We start from the raw sequence: 19,247 nt of genomic DNA, 5'->3' as shown, positions 1-19,247 counted from the left end.
TTCACATCGTTTTACTCTAACCCTATTTTGAAATAAGAAACCGATCTACAAATCGCACGCCGCCGTAAGATACTGAGACATAATAAAGCCCTGGCGCGACTCTACGACCGTTAACCCGACCATCATAGGTGTAGCCCACAGAGCCTCCACCGTGATAAAAGATTCTGTCCCCAAACACAAATCTTCCATCAACAGACCGCACCACTATTTCTGCATGTGAAGCTCCAAATTTTCTTTGCCCACCATAAAAATCGATGGTTAGCTCCTGCCCTCTTTTTACCACCGTTGGATAGGTTCTGAGATATGGTTTTGGAGGTGGTGGGATATCTAATTCCAGAGTAGAACTATGTGGAAGCGACTCAATCACAATCTCCTTGTGTTTTTTGTCATAAACAGAGATATCAACTGTAACGGGAAGTATCGATTCGTTAACCGAAAAAGAGACCACACCAGAAGGATCGGTTCTATGCACAGTGCCATGCACATTTATCAGAGCACTGGAAACCGGATTGTCTGCGCTGTCAAAAACCGCAAGAAAGACTTCATCTGCTTGCATAGTCGCCAAAAGCGCATCAGGCATTCCCCATCCATGTACATTATCAATTGAATCCTGCCCACTTACAAATGAAGCGGAAGAAAAGAGTCGCTGGTGTATGTAACCGACATCCCTGTTTGTCGAATTTTGAATAATTAAAGCACATATCCCACTTACAATAGGGGCAGAAAATGAGGTGCCTGTTCCTGTGTTAGAGTAAAGATTATCTGAATATCCAACCGGGACAAGAATTCCCACACCCGGTGCGACCAGATCTGGTTTAGTCCTACCATCATAGGTAGGGCCCGAACTGCTAAAGTGAGCGATGCGACCTGATTGAGAAAGAGCACCTACGGCAATCACCCCTTGAGCATCAGCCGGGGCTATCACTGTTCCACTCTGAGAGTGTCCGCTGTTACCCATCGAGTTAACAACAATAACTCCACGTCTAACTGCATGATGTGCAGCTTTTGACACAATTGTCGTATAGCCATCCATATCTTCAAAGAAGTAATCCTCATCAGGGTCACAAAAATAGTCCCGGTAACCCAGAGAACTTGAAATTATATCGACTCCCAAACTCTCTGCCCACACAACAGCTGCAGCCCAGTTGTCCTCTTCAGTTCTAACCTCAACAGCGATATCCTCGGTACGGGCAAGGGCAAACTCTGCTCCATAAGCAACACCGGTAAACTGCCCCTGCTCATAACCCGCTACCACAGAGAGAGTCTGGGTGCCGTGATGATCACTGCCAAAATAGGGATGCTCATTGTTGTTGACCACAGAATCTGGATCATGCACATCCACCCCACCATCCACAAAATCTCGGGTAGCGATGACTCTGTTATCCTCAACCAATGCTTTAAAACAATTGTGATCAAGTCTGAACCCGGAATCAAAGAAAGCCACCAATACCCCTTCACCCGGTTTCTCCCCTCTTTTCTTTTTGATGTATTGATGCGCTCTGTCCACAGCGACCATCTCACTATGATACTGACCGGTATACCCCAAACTTTTTTGCTTTAAACGCTTCGATTCCACAGGTTTGGTGAAACTTAGAACAGGCCGCACTTCCCGAACTACAGATAAGGAAGCGATTGCATTTAGTTTATCGGCACTCACAGAGAAACTGGCTGCGTTTTCCCAGTCAAAGCGATGACGCAAAGTCGCACCCAGCCTCTCTACTCTTTGGATATAGATTGAGCAAACAGACACGCTGCTAAAATCCTCTTTGAAATTGTAGTGCTCACGCCTCTTTAGTGCCCTGGGTGATCCGGTTGGCCGATTTAAAGTGGCTGGTTTATCGGTGAAAAAAACCCAAACATTCACCGTGTCTTCGGGCCCAAGCCGGTGAAGACTTTCGTGCAGCTTTGAAGCATTTATACCAGAAAAAAGAAGTAACACTACAACTGAAGTAGTTATGTGGTTCATACAATATACCTTAACGCTGTTTTTATAACTCTTTAGTTTGCCGGAAAATGTAACAATACAGCTTTGTAGTAAAAAAAACAGAGCTGAATTATCTTTAAATACCTCTGCTTTATTCTTATAATATAGTTATCTGAAGTGGCAATATTCTGTTTGGAAGGATAAATCATGAGTGTTAACCATGAGTTGTTCGACAAGATTCGTAACATTTCAAATCTACCCACCCTGCCTCAGGTGGCATCACATCTTATGAGGATGATAAATGATCCTCTGACATCCTCTACCGACATCTCTGCTCTTGTTAGTCAGGATCTTTCTTTGAGCGCTAAAATCCTACGACTGGCAAACAGTGCTTTTTATGGTATACCACACTCTATTACCAATATCAACAATGCTGTGGTGATACTTGGATTCAAGGTCATTCATACTATGGTACTAAGCCTTACCGTTTTTGATATGTTCCCGGACGACAGGCGAAAAACGGCTTTATTTGACAGAAGAGCTTTCTGGATTCATTCTCTTTGTTGTGGACTGGCAGCTAAAATGCTTGCTTTTCGGGTTAAGAAATTCACCCTTTTTGACCCTGATGAAGCGTTCTGTGCAGGTCTGTTGCACGATATTGGCAAAGTTGTAATGGAGCAGTATATGCATGAGGATTTTCACCATGCACTTGAAACAGCACACAAAAAAGAGATACCTCTGTTTGACGCTGAAGAGATGGAGCTTGGCTATACCCACAGTGATGTTGCCCGGCACTTAATCTCCGGATGGGGCCTTCCTCAGGAGATTTTTACCCCCATAATTAAACACCATGCACTGTCTGAGGATGAAGAGGTAAAAGATATCACTGCACTTTGTAATCTGGCCGACTGGTTATGCTATGAAACCGGAAATAAAATTAACCCTGAATTAATTTCTCCTCCTCTTAATAAAGAGTGTCTTGCGATGCTAAAGCTTTCTATAGAGGATATTGAAGATATAAAGGGCCGTTTGCCCGGTGAACTGGAAAAATCAGCGGTGTATATCGATATCGCTATGAAATAGAGGTTTGGAAAAACAGGTACAATCCCAGCAGAAAATTACACTATTTGCATTCTAGTATTGTCCGGGTAATGAAATCCCGCACCTGGCATGATAAGGAGCCGATAAACTGTTTCGTGTTAAATTGGCTGCAAAATTACTATAAGCCGATTCTGCAAAAAAAATGGTCCAACAACTTCTTTGATCACAATAACCCACCAAATAAAAATTCTGTAAAAGCACCAAACATTATTTATTTTTCCTATGCACCTAAACAGAGCATCAGGAGCACCATTAAAGATGACTATTATCGACTTTCATACCCATTTTTTCCCCGAAGAGATAGCCCCTAGGGCAATAGATAAACTGATTGAGACTTCAGAAGGTATGAAAAACTATACCGATGGAACCCTGAGCGGACTTATAAGCTCTATGAAACAAAATGGTGTAACCCATTCGGTTACCCTTCCCGTCTCCACCAAGCCACCTCAGGTACAGGGCATCAATCGCTCAAGTGCACAATTAAAAGAACACAGCGATATCATTCCCTTCGGAACGCTTCATCCTGAGATGGATAACTGGGAGCAGGAGATCGATTTTTTGGTCACTTCTCAAGTAAAGGGGATCAAACTTCACCCGGAGTATCAGTATTTCTATATTGACGACAAAACCCTGTATCCTATATATGACAGGCTCAGTGAAGCAGGAATCATTGTGGTTTTTCATACCGGCAAAGATCCGGGCCCATTCACCTGTGACCATGCACTTCCCGAAGCAGTAAAACGGGTACGTCATCTGTTTCCTAAGCTTAAGATGGTGGCGGCGCATATGGGTGGCTGGAAAGTGTGGGAGCGGGTAGAAGAGGTGCTTTGTGGTGAAAATATCTGGTTTGATACCTCTGCGGTGAATAAGTTTATGCCTCAAAAGGAGTTTGTCAGACTGTGCAGAAAACATGGCACCGAAAACATCTTGTTTGGTAGCGACTCTCCCTGGTACGATGTGGGTGAATGTATACAGTGGGTTGATAAGAGCACATTGAGCAGTAAAGATAAGGAGCTGATTTTTGAAAAAAACGCATCTTTTCTGCTTGGACTATCGCGCTAATATGACTATTTTTCTGATCTCTGCAAATTAATGACTTTCAGCCAAAAAGATACTGCTACATGTTTTTAAAGAGTATAAAAGAGAGCTATCAACCAATAGACTATCTGGTTTCAAAAATAGGTGATGCGATACCATTCAAGTTTAGAATGGAGTTTGAAATTTTACCCTCCGATCGCCGCCCGCTAAAGAAACAGCAAAAGATACTCAGAAAAGTTTTTAAACATCACAAACCCCCAATAGTTATCGAAGAGCATATCGGAACGGGAGGATTTGCTGATGTGTATAGTGCCACTTCAGAGTATAACGGAGTAAAGGATTTTGCCATAAAGATTTTACGGGAAGATCTGCTTAGAATCCGCAAAGGCAAACAGTTCAAGTACGATCAGGAGCAGATGCGGGTAAAAGAGGTAAAACAACGCTTTAAAAACGAATCCTATGTTCAGTGGGATCTTTCCAAAAGTGTTTCGGAAAATGTGGCAAACAGTGTGGTGCCGGTTTATGATCATGGGGAATTTGACAGTAACAATCAGTTTCGTTTCATCCTTATGGAAAGAATGGGGATGACTTTAAGAGACTACATAAATGAGAGTAAAGAACAGCACTACGGCAAATCCCCCCTGTGTCGCTGTCGTATAATGAGCAAAATAGCAGAAAAAATCAGCAATGTGCACACCGAAGGCATTTTTCACCGTGACATCAAACCGGAAAACATTCTCTTTCCAAGAACCAAATCCCCAAAAGAGCTCTGCAACCACTGCAGTGGAGAGAACCAGTGTGATATTGATGTACGGATCGGGGATTTTGGCACAGTAAGATGGATAAAATCCTACACCGATAAATACGATGCTGTTATTATCGGGTCACAATTTTACTTATCACCAGAGCAGTTTTTTAACCCTAAAACCATAGACAAACGTACCGACATCTACTCTTTTGGAGTAATCTGTTATGAGCTGCTCTATGGTTCACACCCCAAAGATATAAGCGATACTACTTCAAATCTCTTAGAGAAGCTTGCTTGTCAGGAGATTACCCCGCGAACTCCTCCAACTGGCTTTGAGCAGCTTCACCAAATCATTTTAAAATGTATGAATGACCGCTGGTCCAGATACCAGACCATGGAAGAGGCACTTAACGATTTAAACAAATTCATTTCGGACAAAGATAAAGAGAAAGTAACAACGACATAGAAATCAGGTGAAAGAGCCTTTCCTACTCCTGCCTCATTCTCTGGCCGTAATGCAACAGAATCTCATCTGAGTGGTGAAGTCTTCGGGCGATTTCCCGTGCGATATTTAAAATAAGAAGAGAAAAGAGGTTGAGATCGGATTGAAACAGATCCATGAGAAGTTTTCGGCTCAGCACAAGTAGAGTAGCATCTTCCATCACCACTGCAGAGGCGCTGTGATTTTGAATCCCGATAACAGAGGCTTCCCCGATACAATTTCCCGGGCCGAAATCTCCAATCTCAAGGCTTTGGCCTGCGGTATTAAGCACCATAGAAACCCTTCCCCTCAGAAGGATAAAGATATCGGTGGCTGGTGCCCCCTCCTTAAGAAGCACTTCTCCGATACATGCTTCCACAATATCACAGCTGTCGTAGATAGAGCATATAGCCTCTTTTGAGAGACCGGCGAAGATGGTGACATCTTTAAGAACCGGCAGGATGGTATCAGCAGCTGTTTTCTTTTCAGAGTACATTTATATAACTCCTGAATATTGTAGTAATGATTCTAACCTGTTTTGCACTATAAGTCCAGAGCATTATTACCCTCAAACCTATTTATGCCGGAGTATAAATAGTGCAAAAACTTTGCCGTAGCCTAAAAAAGGGATCTATTTCCCCCCGTTTGTAGCCACTTTAATCCCAACCTCTTCAACATCATCCCCAGTAAGTCGTACTGTATAGTATTTTTGCTGGCAATAACTATTTTTCAATACTTCGGAAACACTTCAACTTAAACCAAATAAAAGGACATTATGGGACTCGCTGCAGGAATTATCGGTTTACCAAATGTAGGAAAATCAACGATCTTTAACGCTTTGTGCTCAGGCTCAGGTAAAGCTCAGGCTGAGAATTATCCATTCTGTACCATCGATCCAAACCATGGCATCATTGCTGTACCCGATGAGCGACTTAAGAGCATAACAGAATTTATCCCCACCCAGAAAGTAATCCCCGCGTTTTTGGAGCTTATCGATATTGCCGGTCTGGTTCGGGGGGCCAGTAAAGGTGAAGGGCTTGGTAATCAGTTTTTGGGTCATATTAAGGATGTTGATGCTGTCGCACATGTGGTGCGTTGTTTTGAAACTGGTGATGTGGTGCATGTGGATGGCTCGGTAGACCCACTGCGCGATATCAACACCATCGAAACGGAGCTTATGATCAAGGATCTTGATACGGTTGAACGGGGAGTAACCAGAGTCGAAAGAGCCGCGAAATCGGGTGATAAAGAGATGAAAAGGAAACTTGAGATCTTCAAAAAAGTTGAAAGTAAGCTCTCTGAAGGGGTGGCGGTCAGAGAAGCACTGCAAAGCGCTGAGGAGATGGAAGCGATCGCTGAGTTACACCTGTTATCCGCAAAGCCCGTGCTTTATGTTGCCAATGTAGACGAACAGGAACTTCATGAAGACAATGAAAGTGTTAAAAAGTTAAAAGCACACGCGCGGAGTGTGGGAGCAGAATGCATAAAAATTAGCGGAAAAGTAGAATCAGAGATCGCTGAGCTCAATGAAGATGATAGAAAAGAGTTCCTTGAAAGCCTTGGACTCGAAGAACCGGGCCTTAACACCCTGGCAAAATCTATTTACAAGCTTTTGGGACTCAGAACATTTTTCACTGCCGGCGAAAAAGAAAACAGAGCATGGACCATGCTCGCAGGATCAACTGCCCCTCAGGCCGCTGGCGTTATTCACAGTGACTTTGAAAAAGGCTTTATACGCGCCGATGTCTACACTCTCGAAGACCTGCAAAACTATAAAACAGAAGCAAACATCAAAGCCGCGGGGAAGGTACGCTCAGAGGGAAAAGAATATGTGGTAAAAGATGGGGATATTGTATTTTTCAAGTTTAATGTGTAAAAAGAACCGTTCATAAAGACTCAATCACAGGTGCACCCATGAAACTGAAAGAAAAACTACGACATTGGACAATGTGGAATGTGATTTCAAAAACATTCATATTGTTTTCACTAAAAAAGAGGTACCGGTTTAACAAACACCCCTCCTCATTTCGTTTTCCTAAACCACCCTTTCTTGTAGTCTCAAATCACGGAACTTTTTTTGATCCCTGGTTTATTGGGTTCTACAGCATTAAACCATTTTATCTGATGATTAATGATGATGCGTTCAGGGTCGGCAAAATAACCAGCTGGTATCTTAGAAATGTCGGTACCATTCCCAAGAAAAAAGGGTCTTCAGACTTTAAAGCAATGAAACTAACCCTCAAGAGACTTAAAGAGAGGGACGCGGTGTGCATTTTTCCTGAAGGCCAGACGACCTGGGACGGTGAAACACAACCGATCTACAAGGGGATAGAAAAAATCGCAAAGCGCGCACGATGCCCTGTTGTACTGGTGCGGTTGAAGGGTAATTTTCTTATGAAACCCTGGTGGGCTGAAAGTCTTCGCAAAGGACGCGTTCACATTGACTTTAAAACTCTCAGCGCTCAGGAAATTGAATCGATGAGCGAAGAGCGACTTCTCTCAATTATACAAAAGTCTATCTATCAAAATGATGTGAAAGACCCCGATAACCAAAAGGCACCTTTCTCAGGTAATAATTTAGCCCTGGGTCTTCAGAACTTCGTGTGGAACTGTGTTCATTGTAACAGTGAAGACATGTTGGAAGTTTCGGGCAGTACTGTCACCTGCTCACACTGTAACAAATCATGGCTCATGGACGCACATTGCGGATTTACTGAACAGGGTAAGAGTACCCCCGCTTTCGATCTCTATGACTGGTCGCTAAAACACAAGGAGATGGTTAAAGGAAAGATCGCCGCGGCCACAGACAATGAACTCCTTACTCAAAGCAGTGCAATAGAGATGCAAACCTTCAATTCTGAAAACGACGATTTTGAAATTGTACTGAAAAGTGGTAACGCTAAACTTACCCCGAAAACCTTAAGTATTACTGATGGGGATAAAGAGTACAGCTGGCCGGTTAATGCTATTAGTGACTTTGTGATCCAAAGAAAGAACATATTTGAATTTTGTCACAAAAACGAGGTGATTCGTTTTGCATTCAGCAATAAAAGCCCCATGAAGTGGGTTACCTATTTAAGGTACCTTCATGGCTATGAAGAATATGAGAAGAAGGGACATATTTAAAAGAGTAGACATACAATATTCCGGGGGATACTCCCCCGGAAAGCAAATTAAACCTCAAGCATCCAACCGTGCCTGTCTTCCACCTCACCAAACTGTATTCCCTGAATTTCCCTGAACAGCTTTTCAAGCGTTTCACCGGCTTTGCATTCATCACCAAAGGTAAACACCTGCTCGCCTCTGGTTACCGAGTAAATGGGGGTTATAACCGCGGCAGTACCACATGCCCCAACTTCACTAAAGGAGGCCAGTTCGCTGAATTTTACAGGTCGGCACTCAACACGTAACCCGAAATCCCTGGCGATCTCCTGAAGGCTGATATTAGTTATGGAAGGTAAAATAGATTCTGAATTGGGAGTAACATACTTTCCACCACCGGTTATGGCGATGAAGTTGGAAGTGCCAAATTCATCTATAAACTGATGTTGGGCAGCGTCCAGATAAAGAGTAATAGAGTAACCCTTTTCCCTGCTTTTAAGATCACTTAACATACCGGCAGCATAGTTTCCCGCAACCTTTACATTACCAACCCCTCTTGGAGCGGCGCGGTCAAACTGGTCCTGAACATAGGCTTTTACCGGATAAAAACCGTCTTTATAGTATGGACCTACCGGCATTCCCAAAACCAGAAGCTCGTATTCCTCTGAAGGACTGATTCCCACCCGGGCGCTGGTTCCAATCAAAAGAGGCCTGATATAGAATGTTGCCCCGGTACCGTAGGGCGGCACCCAGTCACGATTGATTTCAACCACTTTTTTGACCGCTTCGATAAAAAGTTCCTCTGGCGGGGATTCCATAGCCACTCTTTTTGCTGTATCGATAAGCCGCCGGGCGTTTTTCTCGGGCCTGAAAATTGCGATTGAACCATCTTTGCGCCTGAAGGCCTTAAGTCCCTCAAAGCACGCCTGTCCGTAATGAAGGCAGGTAGCTGCAGCATGAATATTCAACATCGGCTCTTCACATACCTCAACGCCACTCCACTTACCATCCGCGTAGCGGGTTTTTACCAGGCCGTTTGTCTTTACGTACTGAAAACCGATGTTTTTCCAATCAATAGATGGTGCTGCCATAGTGCGTTCCTAATTGATACTTTTAAAATTTTTGTTCATACAAACGTTTTTTTACGCTTAATTACACGCTTTTCTTTTCCTTTTTGGACAGAGCGTCTTTCATAAGCTTGTATTTGATACTGTCAAGAAGGGCCAGCCATGATGCTTCAATTATGTTGGTTGATACACCCACAGTCCCCCACCGATCAACTTTATCGGTCGATTCGATCAACACTCTGACCTTAGCACCCGTACCACTTCTCTCATCAAGCACTCTAACCTTGAAATCCTCAAGCTTCACATCTTCAAGTGAAGGGAAAAACTTCATCAACGATTTTCTAAGAGCGTTATCGAGCGCATTCACCGGCCCGTCACCTTCAGCGGCAGTATGCTCGAAGATGCCATCTTCATGCACCTTTATGGTTGCTTCAGAGTACACCTGACCATCAGTTCGTTTCTCTTCTATTACTCTAAACCCTATCACCTCAAACGGTTCTTCAAACTGCCCAAGTACTTCGCGGGCAAGAAGCTCAAAGGAGCCTTCTGCAGCCTCAAACTGATATCCTTTACTTTCAAGCTCCTTTGTCACAGAGAGAAGCTTTTTCACCGATGGATCTTTCTTGTCCATCCCCGGCTGTATCTTATCAAGCTTTTCAAGAATAGTACTTGATCCGGCCTGATCACTAACCACAAACTGACGGCTGTTACCAACCAACTCCGGTGATATATGCTCAAAAGACTGACTGACCTTTCTGACCCCATCAGCATGAGCGCCTGCTTTATGAGAGAATGCCGCTTCACCAACATAGGGATGGCGAATATTGGGGGTCACGTTTGCCGTTTCCGCTATATATACCGAAGCTGAAGTCAGGTTTTTCAACTGCTGGGCAGTAACGAGTTCAAAGCCCCTCTTTAGCTGAAGGTTGGGAATAATCGTGCATAAGTTTGCGTTACCGCACCGCTCACCCAATCCGTTAATCGTACCCTGGACGTGTTGTGCACCTTCTATAACACCAAGACACGACATAGCATCGCCACATCCGGAATCATTGTGCATATGTATACCCAGCTTTACATTGAGTTTTGATTTAACTTCTCTGAAAATCTTAACAAACTCATCGGGGAGCAGTCCCCCGTTGGTATCACACAATACGATACAATCGGCACCCGCGTCCTGGGCCGCTATGAGGGTTTTCATAGAATATTCAGGATTATTCTTGTACCCATCAAAAAAGTGTTCGGCATCATAGATTACTTCATCCATGTGGGATTTAAGAAATTTTACCGAGTCAAAGACCATTGCGAGGTTTTCTTCCAGAGTGGTATTGATAACCTTCTCTACATGCAAATCCCAGGTTTTACCAAAAATAGTAGCAACAGGAGCACCGGTTGAGATAAGCATCTTCATAAATGGGTCGTTTTCAACATCGTTTTTAGGTCTGCGTGTACTCCCAAACGCGGCGATCTTAGCCTTAAGATTCATTTTCGCCGCACGTGCATAGAACTGCGTATCTACTGTGTTTGTGGGATTTGGCCATCCACCCTCGATATAGTGGACCCCCATCTCGTTGAGTTTCTCCGCGATATCGAGTTTATCATTGAGTGAAAGACTTATACCAAGCGCCTGATTTCCGTCACGAAGAGTCGTGTCGTATACTTCCACGTTGTGCATCTCTTTAGTCATACTGTACCGATTTTCCTGTATTTTGTGCAGTACCTCAATGAAACATGAGGTACCGCGAGTTTAACGAATTCTCTTTTTAGAGAAGTGAAGCGACAAAATCGCCTACTTCCGTTGTTGACATACCCATTCTACCAGCAGAAAGGCTTTTAATTTTCCCCGATGCCAGCGCGTCGTTAACAGCCTTATCGATTGCCGCGGCTGCTTCTGTTTCCCCTAATGTATCAAGCATCATAGCGCCCGAAGAAATAGCAGCCAGTGGGTTAATGATATTCTGTCCGGTGTATTTTGGAGCACTGCCGCCAATAGGTTCAAACATCGATACACCTTCAGGATTGATATTTCCGCCAGCAGCTATTCCCATCCCACCCTGAATCATGGCGCCAAGGTCTGTAATGATATCACCAAAAAGGTTAGATGTGACAATCACATCGTAGTACTCAGGACTCTTTACCATCCACATTGTGCATGCGTCTACATGGTTATAGTCCTGTTTGATATCGGTATAATCGCTGTTACCCACTTCCTCATGAGTTCTTACCCACAGGTCACCAACATCGGTAAGAACATTGCACTTATGTACAAGTGTGAGAAGTTTTTTCTTGTTACGTTTGCGTGTAAGATCGTATGCGTAACGGATACAACGCTCAACCACCGGTCTTGAGTAACACATTACCTGTGTGGCGATCTCGTTTTGAGTGCCAACCATCGTGGCGCCACCCATACCGGTATAGATACCACCACTGTTTTCACGTACAACGACAAAATCTATGTGTTCAGGCCCTTTATCCTTCAGCGGTGTCTCTACATTGGGATAGAGTTTTACAGGGCGCAGGTTTATGTACTGATCGAGGGCAAAACGCAGTTTCAGAAGGATTCCAAGCTCAAGAATCCCGGGTTTTACATCGGGATGACCTATAGCCCCAAGAAAGATAGCGTCGTGTTTCTTAAGGTCCTCAACACCTGAGTCGGGCAGTGTTTCACCGGTCTTTTTGTACCTTTCACCACCGAAATCGTACTCCTGATAGTCAAAGGAAATACCGAACTTCGCTGCTGCTGCATCAATTACCTTTACACCTTCTTTAAGAACTTCCGGCCCGGTTCCATCTCCCGGCATTAAAGCGATATTGTACGATTTCATCCTCTGTATCCTTTTGTATAAGGTTAGTAAAACAGTATAAGTTTATGCAGTCTGAAATTTCAGGATACAGTTATTTATTTATTCACTTATAAACACAGTTGTAACAATGCAAACTGTATCCGCTTTTCCCCTTGTTCTTTTTACTGCTCCGGTGCAGATTTCCGAGTACGCTGTTGTACTACAGGCTGATATCAATTTTGGGCGGAATCTTTTTATTAAACATTTTCATCCGCGCGATTTTGTTGATAATATCCATATAAGCAAACGCTGATGCTTCAACAATATCGGTGCTGGTTCCATTTCCCACAAAGTGCCCTTCAGGTGCACTTGCAGTGATAGCAACCCTTCCCAGAGCCTCTCTGCCCTGCGTTACAGAATCCAGATGATACCCTTCAATCTCTATATCAAACCCAACGATTCTGTCGATCGCCTTGGTGGCAGCATCAACCGCGCCATCGCCACAAGCTGCTTCCTGCTTAACCTCTCCATCAATAACGATTCTGGCCGTTGCAGTAGGAACGGTCTTTTTACCACTGGAAACATTTAAATAGTCAAGCACATACCTGTCTTCCAGATCCTCGCTGCTCTTTGACTCCATCAGCGTAATAAGATCATCATCGTAAACCGTGCCTTTTTTGTCGGCAAGGTTTTTAAACTTTGTATAAAAATCACTGAGCGTGTAATCAGCTTCCTCATAGCCCAGACTCGCAAGCCTGGATTTAACCATATGACTACCCGAACGGCTGGTAAGGTTCATTTTGTTATCCTTAAGGCCGACCGACTGAGGTGTCATAATCTCATAGGTGGTTTTTGCCTTTAGTACCCCATCCTGATGAATCCCCGATGAATGAGCAAAGGCATTACTCCCCACAATAGCCTTATTTGGCTGTACCGGCATGTTACAGATATCACGGATAAGCTTACTTGTGCGCATCAGCTCCGAAGTTTCGATGTCGGTATAAACATTGAAAAGATCTTTTCGTACCTTTAAAGCCATCACGATCTCTTCCAGTGCGGCATTACCGGCTCTCTCCCCTATTCCGTTTATCGTACACTCGACCTGCCGTGCTCCGTGCGCGATGGCAGTAAGGGAATTAGCGGTAGACATACCCAAATCATCGTGACAGTGAACCGATATCACCGCGTCACCCACATTGGGAACACGCTCAAAAATCAGATCCATTATAGACGCGAAGTGTTCCGGAACGGTGTATCCCACAGTGTCAGGAATGTTAATGGTGCCTGCCCCTGCTTTAATGGCAGTTTCCACAACCCTGCATAAAAAATCTTTACCGGTTCTTCCGGCGTCTTCAGCGGAAAACTCCACATCATCGGTATAGTTTCTGGCAAATTCCACACTCTTTTTTACCAGCTGTAAAATATCGTCTTCGGATTTTCTCAGCTTCTTCTCGGTGTGAATTTGTGATGTTCCGATAAAGGTATGGATCCGTGGTCTCTTAGCACCCTTCAGGGCTTCGCCGCATGCCGTAATATCTTTTTCCACCGCGCGTGCCAACCCGCACACCGCAGGCCCCCGCACCTCTTTAGAGATAGTGGAAACCGATTCAAAATCCCCGGGTGAAGAGACAGGAAAACCAGCCTCTATGACATCCACATTAAGACGGGCCAGTTGTTTGGCGATCCTTAACTTCTGCTCCATAGAGAGGCTTGAAGCAAGCGCCTGCTCCCCATCGCGAAGCGTGGTGTCAAATATTATGATCTTGTTTTCATTCATATAAATTTATAATTCCTCTTTGCCGCATAATACATCCGGCCCGGAACAGTTTCCGGGCCAGAGTAATTACTGAGCAGTATCAACCAGCGCAAACTATCTGAACCGATCGATAAGGCTAATTAGTTTTCGCCTCTTCCTGATATACCCTTTGTGGATTTATCGATATCACGGGCTTTTGTTTTAGGTCTGAGGTCACGTACCGCTTTACCAGCCTTCCACATTTCGCTTTCTCTTATGGCCGCGAGCTCTCTTTCCAGTTTGTCTTTGTAGTTTGCTCTTCCGCAAACATTAAGCACACGTCTGGTTTCCTTACCACTTGCTACAGCCTTGTAAAGTTCGGTAAAGATTGGCTGTGTAGCTTTCTTAAACTTAGGCTTCCAGTCCAGAGCACCACGCTGCGCGGTAGCAGAACAGTTTGAGTACATCCAGTCCATACCGTTTTCGTCAACCAAACGGATAAGACTCTGTGTAAGTTCCTCAACGGTTTCGTTAAAAGCTTCACTTGGGCTGTGACCGTTTCTGCGAAGAACCTGGTACTGCGCTTCCATAAGACCGGCCAATGCACCCATAAGCACACCACGCTCACCGGTAAGGTCACTGTGAACCTCTTTTTCGAAAGTAGTTGGGAAAAGGTACCCTGAGCCAATTCCAATACCAAGAGCGATACAACGCTCTTCTGCTTTGCCTGTGTAATCCTGATACACCGCGTAACTTGAGTTGATACCAGCACCCGAAAGGAAATTACGTCGTACCGATGTACCACTTCCCTTTGGAGCAACCAAAATCACATCAACATCTTCCGGTGGAACAACTTTTGTCTGATCTTTGTACACAATAGAGAATCCATGAGAGAAATAAAGCGCGTCACCCTCATTGAGATACTTCTTTATGCTCTTCCATACTGACATCTGAGCGGCATCAGAAACAAGCATCTTTATGATTGTACCTCTCTCTGCCGCCTCTTCAACTTCAAAGAGTGTTTCGCCAGGAACCCAACCATCCTTTTTGGCTCTCTCCCAGTCGGCCTTAAACTTCTTTGACTGACCAATGATAACGTTAAAACCGTTATCCTTTAAATTGAGCGCCTGGGCAGGCCCCTGTACCCCATATCCAATTACCGCTATAGTCTCTTTTTTTAGAGTTTTACGTGCTTTGGCCAGGGTATACTCTTTGCGGGTGATTACCTCTTCTTTTACACCGCCAAAATCGATCACTGCCATAAAAAGGGCTCCTTCTGAAATGTGAAAAAATGAAAAATGTAGATTGTTTTATTATCATCTATGGTCGCAGATCATCGGAAGATTAAAAGAAGCTTTGGGGTTATACACCCGATCGAAATCCTGCCGAAAATACTGCCGCACTCTGTTACAAAACTATTTCCTTACTTTGTCTAAATATATCACCAAACTTACAATAACACTATTGTTAAATTCTCTCCCCGTTACACCATTGCCCAATCCGGGTTTCAGAGCAGAGTGGCAGGAGAATGTTTCACTGTTTCCCGCACCCTCTTATTCCCAAACCCTATATGGCAACAGCACCGGAACGCACGACATCGCGAATTCCGTAGGGTTTTAACATGGTCATAAAGTCATCGACACGCTCTCTTTCACCCGAGAACTCAAAGGTCACCGATGAAGGTGTCACTCCGGCTACCGTAGCGTTAAACAGATTGGCGGTCTCAACCACTTCATGACGTGACGCGCGGTTAAGATCAACGGTCACCAAAAGAAGTTCCCGTTCGATTTTAGGCATATCGTTAAAATCGATAACTTTCACTACGTCTATAAGCTTATTGAGCTGTTTTACAATCTGCTCCAGTATCTCTTCATCACCACTAACTACAATGGTCATTCTCGACATGGTTGGATCGTCGGTCTCTGCCACGGTAAGAGTGGAGATATTATACCCTCTGCTTGAGAAGAGCCCCGCAATCCGGGAAAGTGAACCACTATGGTTTTCTGTTAAAATAGATATGGTATGCGTGCTCATTATCCCTCCAGTATATCATCAAGTGGTTTGCCGGCAGGAACCATGGGGTACACATTCTCCTCCTGGCTAACAATAAACTCCATCACCGCAGGACCATCAACCTCAAGGCCCTTGCGCAGTACATTTTCCACCTCAGCCGGTTCATCACAGCGAAACGCCGCGACATTATAGCTCTCCGCAAGCTTCACAAAATCGGGTATATATTTTTTTGTACAATTCTCCGGCCCATTACATACAGGACACAATGATCCGCCCCGTAAACAGGTCGAGCTGTAACGTCTGTTAAAAAAGAGCTGCTGCCACTGACGAACCATACCCAGATATGAATTATTAAGTATTATAACCTTCACCGGTATATTGTTTATGGCAAGTGTTGCAAGTTCCTGGATATTCATCTGTATAGATCCATCACCGGCTATATCCACAACCGGAAGCGAACGGTTCCCGAACGCGGCACCCATCGCGGCCGGCATTCCAAATCCCATCGTTCCAAGTCCGCCCGAAGAGATAAGCGTTCTGGGCTTTAAGTACCTGAAGTACTGAGCCGCCCACATCTGATGCTGCCCCACTTCGGTGGCAACCAGTGCCTCTCCTTTGGTGATATCATAAAGCTTCTCGATAACCGCCTGAGGCTTAATCTCCGAGTCGGAATCTGTGTAGCTAAAAAGCTTCTCACCCTTCCACTCATTGACCTGATCGTTCCAGGAATCAGCCTTACGCTTCTTAATGATCTTATTGAGCGCGGTAAGGATATTCTTCGCGTCACCCACCACCGGAACATCGACCTTAATGATCTTTGATATGGCCGCGGGGTCTATATCCATATGTATAATAGAAGCATTGGGAGCGAAACTTTGCACATACCCGGTCACACGGTCATCAAAGCGGGCACCAACACTTATAATAAGGTCACACTCCTGAAGCGTGAAATTGGCACACTTAGCTCCATGCATCCCCGGCATCCCGATAAAGAGCGGATGATCACCGGGAAACCCGCCCAGCCCCATAAATGTGGTGGTAACCGGAATATTGGTCTTCTCCGCAAGCTCCTTAAGCTCTTTATCGGCACCTGAGTGAATTATTCCGCCCCCGGCAAAGATCACCGGCTTTTTGGACTGGGAGATCATCTCAGCTGCTTTCTCTATCTGTTTTGCGTGCCCGTTAAGGTTTGGCTTGTATGAGCGCAGCGATACTTCTTCAGGGTAGCTGTAGTTTTCCATCACCCCGCGGGAAACATCCAGCGGTATATCAACCAGTACAGGACCCGGTCTGCCGGTATTCGCGATATGAAATGCCTGCTTTAATACCTTTGGAAGCTCATCCACCGATTTTACCAAAAAGTTATGTTTGGTGATAGGACGGCTTATTCCGACGATATCCGCCTCCTGAAACGCGTCGGTGCCAAGCAGCGGTGACGCGACCTGGCCGGTGATCGCAACCATAGGGATCGAATCCAGATACGCGGTAGCCAGTCCGGTCATAATGTTGGTGGCACCTGGTCCGGAAGTCGCGATACAGACACCGGTTTTTCCGGTAGCTCTGGCAAAGCCATCGGCAGCGTGGGCCGCGGCCTGTTCGTGACGGGTCAGAATGAAGTTAATCTCTTTAGTATCGTAGAGCACGTCGAAGATCGGGATAACCACACCACCGGGATACCCGAAAACAACTTCAACATCCTCTTTAAGCATCGCGTCGATAACGATCTGTGCGCCTGTTTTGTTCAATGTTCACCTCCACGTGATCCGAATCCCTTTACAAGCCTTACACTACAGAATCCGGAATATAGAAAATAGCTGATAAAAATAGCTCCCGCACTGTTTTGAATCAAGATTTCAGTGTATATAAACGCAAAAAAGCCCGTCTCCCTCTTGGGGAAACGGGCCTGATCTAAATTTATGATCTGAATCTAAGCGCCCGTTCCCCTGCCTTTGGGTATAATAATCACCACACCACTGACCACGACAATGGCTTTTAGAATCAGATTGTATGTCACATTTTTAGTACGCATAGAGAAGAATTTACATTGAGCGGGGGTAGAGGGGCAAGTTTTTTTTGCGGGAGGGTAAAAAAAAAGACTGGCTTCCGTGAGGAGGCCAGTCGGGAATTTTAGGTTGGAGGGTTTTGGTTATTCGTACTCTCTCCAGTTGGGTAGAAGTCTATCGCAACCTCCGTCGCGTGCTGGGTCACCATGATTTGCCACTACAGTTTCCAAATCTATGAGGGAAGCAGGTGCCCAATCGCCAGGCGCACCAATATAAGTTGCTTCAGTATCATCATCATTAATCGATTCCGAATAACCAAACCACTGACTTTCAGGTTCTTCAAATAAAAGATCCCCACCACCAATACTACCAACGAAACCAGTTTCAGCAACACGTGCCAGCTGAGCACTCTCATATGAAGCCAGAACAGATGGAGCTTCGGAAGCTCTTGCCCTTGTAGCTGCTTCTGTAAAACGTGGTATAGCCAGAGAAGCCAGGATACCGATGATGACGATAACGACCATGAGCTCAATGAGTGTAAAACCTTTTTTGTTGCGTAACATAAGACACCCCTTCTTTTAAATGAAAAATGACTTTTATTGTTAATTTTTTCAGAATTTCTTCTGAGCGCTCAATTTCAAATGATAGACTCACGCTACCATCTAATTAAAGTATAGAGACCGTTAAACGGTAAAATCAACAGCTTTGTACTTTTTTTTGCTTTTTTTACTCTTTTTTTTTACACTGTAACAGAACTTCGGTAGTTTGATCGGGTTAGCGTGTGTGGTTTGGTATATAAATGATGGATATAGGAAAATATATTGTGGAGGGAGGTAATATAATTACTAATTACTAATGACCAATTACTAATTAATGAATAATGCAGGAGTAAAAGATTAGGAAATGACTTAAGCAGTTCCCCGGGCGTAGCCGAGAGGCGTAACTGTTCTAATATATTATGAAGAACATAATTGCGATTCATCTTTCTCTTTTCCTGCTCAATGCCAATGCTCACACCTCATAGCTATTTAAAAAGCAGAGATAGAAATTGGGGATGTGAATAGAACGGATTTTTATGGGGCTAAAGGCGATGGATTGGGTCACCCCCGGGCATCAATGGTGAAAGAGTGAAAGGATCCGTTTGGGGGGACCCTTGGGCTATGATCGCGGGAGGAAGGGGGAATTTGAACCAGGCATTATAGAGACCAGGCATTATAGAGACCAGGCATTATAGAGACCAGGCATTATAGAG

At 44.5% G+C, this 19,247-nt stretch carries 15 protein-coding genes; 5 read left to right on the top strand and 10 right to left on the bottom strand.

Annotated elements, in window-relative coordinates; translation table 11 throughout:
• Nucleotides 1-22: 22 nt before the first annotated feature.
• Complete coding sequence (locus QA601_16475; GenBank protein MDG5816694.1) at nucleotides 23-1,966, bottom strand: S8 family serine peptidase; 1,944 nt, start codon at nucleotides 1,964-1,966, stop codon at nucleotides 23-25.
• Nucleotides 1,967-2,131: 165 nt separating this feature from the next.
• Between QA601_16475 and QA601_16470 the strand changes: the two genes are divergently transcribed.
• The 3 genes from QA601_16470 (at nucleotide 2,132) to QA601_16460 (ending at nucleotide 5,277) form a co-directional block, all read left to right on the top strand.
• Nucleotides 2,132-3,007, top strand: coding sequence for an HDOD domain-containing protein (locus QA601_16470; GenBank protein MDG5816693.1), 876 nt, complete (start codon nucleotides 2,132-2,134; stop codon nucleotides 3,005-3,007).
• 276 nt (nucleotides 3,008-3,283) lie between these two features.
• Nucleotides 3,284-4,087: an amidohydrolase family protein gene (locus QA601_16465; protein MDG5816692.1), complete on the top strand. Its 804-nt coding sequence runs from the start codon at nucleotides 3,284-3,286 to the stop codon at nucleotides 4,085-4,087.
• A gap of 59 nt (nucleotides 4,088-4,146) precedes the next feature.
• Nucleotides 4,147-5,277 carry a serine/threonine-protein kinase gene (locus QA601_16460; protein ID MDG5816691.1) on the top strand — a complete coding sequence of 377 codons (1,131 nt, stop codon included), beginning with the start codon at nucleotides 4,147-4,149 and terminating at the stop codon, nucleotides 5,275-5,277.
• A 22-nt stretch (nucleotides 5,278-5,299) separates the two neighbouring features.
• On the opposite strand, the gene QA601_16455 is transcribed toward QA601_16460, so the two are convergent.
• Nucleotides 5,300-5,788, bottom strand: coding sequence for a cyclic nucleotide-binding domain-containing protein (locus tag QA601_16455; protein ID MDG5816690.1), 489 nt, complete (start codon nucleotides 5,786-5,788; stop codon nucleotides 5,300-5,302).
• 279 nt (nucleotides 5,789-6,067) lie between these two features.
• Here QA601_16455 and ychF point away from each other — a divergent pair, with 279 nt between their 5' ends.
• On the top strand, nucleotides 6,068-7,168 hold the full coding sequence (gene ychF, locus QA601_16450) for a redox-regulated ATPase YchF (GenBank protein ID MDG5816689.1): 1,101 nt from the start codon (nucleotides 6,068-6,070) through the stop codon (nucleotides 7,166-7,168).
• Between the two features lie 38 nt (nucleotides 7,169-7,206).
• On the top strand, nucleotides 7,207-8,418 hold the full coding sequence (locus QA601_16445; protein ID MDG5816688.1) for a lysophospholipid acyltransferase family protein: 1,212 nt from the start codon (nucleotides 7,207-7,209) through the stop codon (nucleotides 8,416-8,418).
• 47 nt (nucleotides 8,419-8,465) lie between these two features.
• Here the strand turns inward: QA601_16445 and QA601_16440 are convergent, their stop codons facing one another.
• From QA601_16440 to QA601_16405, 8 genes are all read right to left on the bottom strand, one after another.
• Nucleotides 8,466-9,485: a branched-chain amino acid aminotransferase gene (locus QA601_16440; protein MDG5816687.1), complete on the bottom strand. Its 1,020-nt coding sequence runs from the start codon at nucleotides 9,483-9,485 to the stop codon at nucleotides 8,466-8,468.
• 61 nt (nucleotides 9,486-9,546) lie between these two features.
• Nucleotides 9,547-11,148 carry a citramalate synthase gene (cimA, locus tag QA601_16435; protein ID MDG5816686.1) on the bottom strand — a complete coding sequence of 534 codons (1,602 nt, stop codon included), beginning with the start codon at nucleotides 11,146-11,148 and terminating at the stop codon, nucleotides 9,547-9,549.
• 76 nt (nucleotides 11,149-11,224) lie between these two features.
• A complete protein-coding gene (locus QA601_16430) occupies nucleotides 11,225-12,286 on the bottom strand; it encodes a 3-isopropylmalate dehydrogenase (GenBank protein MDG5816685.1) in 1,062 nt (353 codons plus the stop codon).
• A 178-nt stretch (nucleotides 12,287-12,464) separates the two neighbouring features.
• The gene (gene leuA, locus QA601_16425) at nucleotides 12,465-14,021 is read right to left on the bottom strand and encodes a 2-isopropylmalate synthase (protein MDG5816684.1); all 1,557 of its coding nucleotides are present in this window, start codon (nucleotides 14,019-14,021) and stop codon (nucleotides 12,465-12,467) included.
• A gap of 119 nt (nucleotides 14,022-14,140) precedes the next feature.
• On the bottom strand, nucleotides 14,141-15,241 hold the full coding sequence (gene ilvC, locus QA601_16420; protein ID MDG5816683.1) for a ketol-acid reductoisomerase: 1,101 nt from the start codon (nucleotides 15,239-15,241) through the stop codon (nucleotides 14,141-14,143).
• A gap of 304 nt (nucleotides 15,242-15,545) precedes the next feature.
• Nucleotides 15,546-16,013: an acetolactate synthase small subunit gene (gene ilvN, locus QA601_16415; protein MDG5816682.1), complete on the bottom strand. Its 468-nt coding sequence runs from the start codon at nucleotides 16,011-16,013 to the stop codon at nucleotides 15,546-15,548.
• A complete protein-coding gene (gene ilvB, locus QA601_16410) occupies nucleotides 16,013-17,737 on the bottom strand; it encodes a biosynthetic-type acetolactate synthase large subunit (protein ID MDG5816681.1) in 1,725 nt (574 codons plus the stop codon). The genes ilvN and ilvB overlap by 1 nt, the downstream gene beginning before the upstream one ends.
• A 401-nt stretch (nucleotides 17,738-18,138) precedes the next feature.
• Complete coding sequence (locus QA601_16405; protein MDG5816680.1) at nucleotides 18,139-18,558, bottom strand: prepilin-type N-terminal cleavage/methylation domain-containing protein; 420 nt, start codon at nucleotides 18,556-18,558, stop codon at nucleotides 18,139-18,141.
• Between the last annotated feature and the right edge of the window lie 689 nt (nucleotides 18,559-19,247).

The sequence above is a fragment of the Chitinispirillales bacterium ANBcel5 genome, from assembly GCA_029688955.1.
GTDB lineage: Bacteria > Fibrobacterota > Chitinivibrionia > Chitinivibrionales > Chitinispirillaceae > Cellulosispirillum > Cellulosispirillum alkaliphilum.
This window is presented reverse-complemented; position numbering and strand designations above follow the sequence as displayed.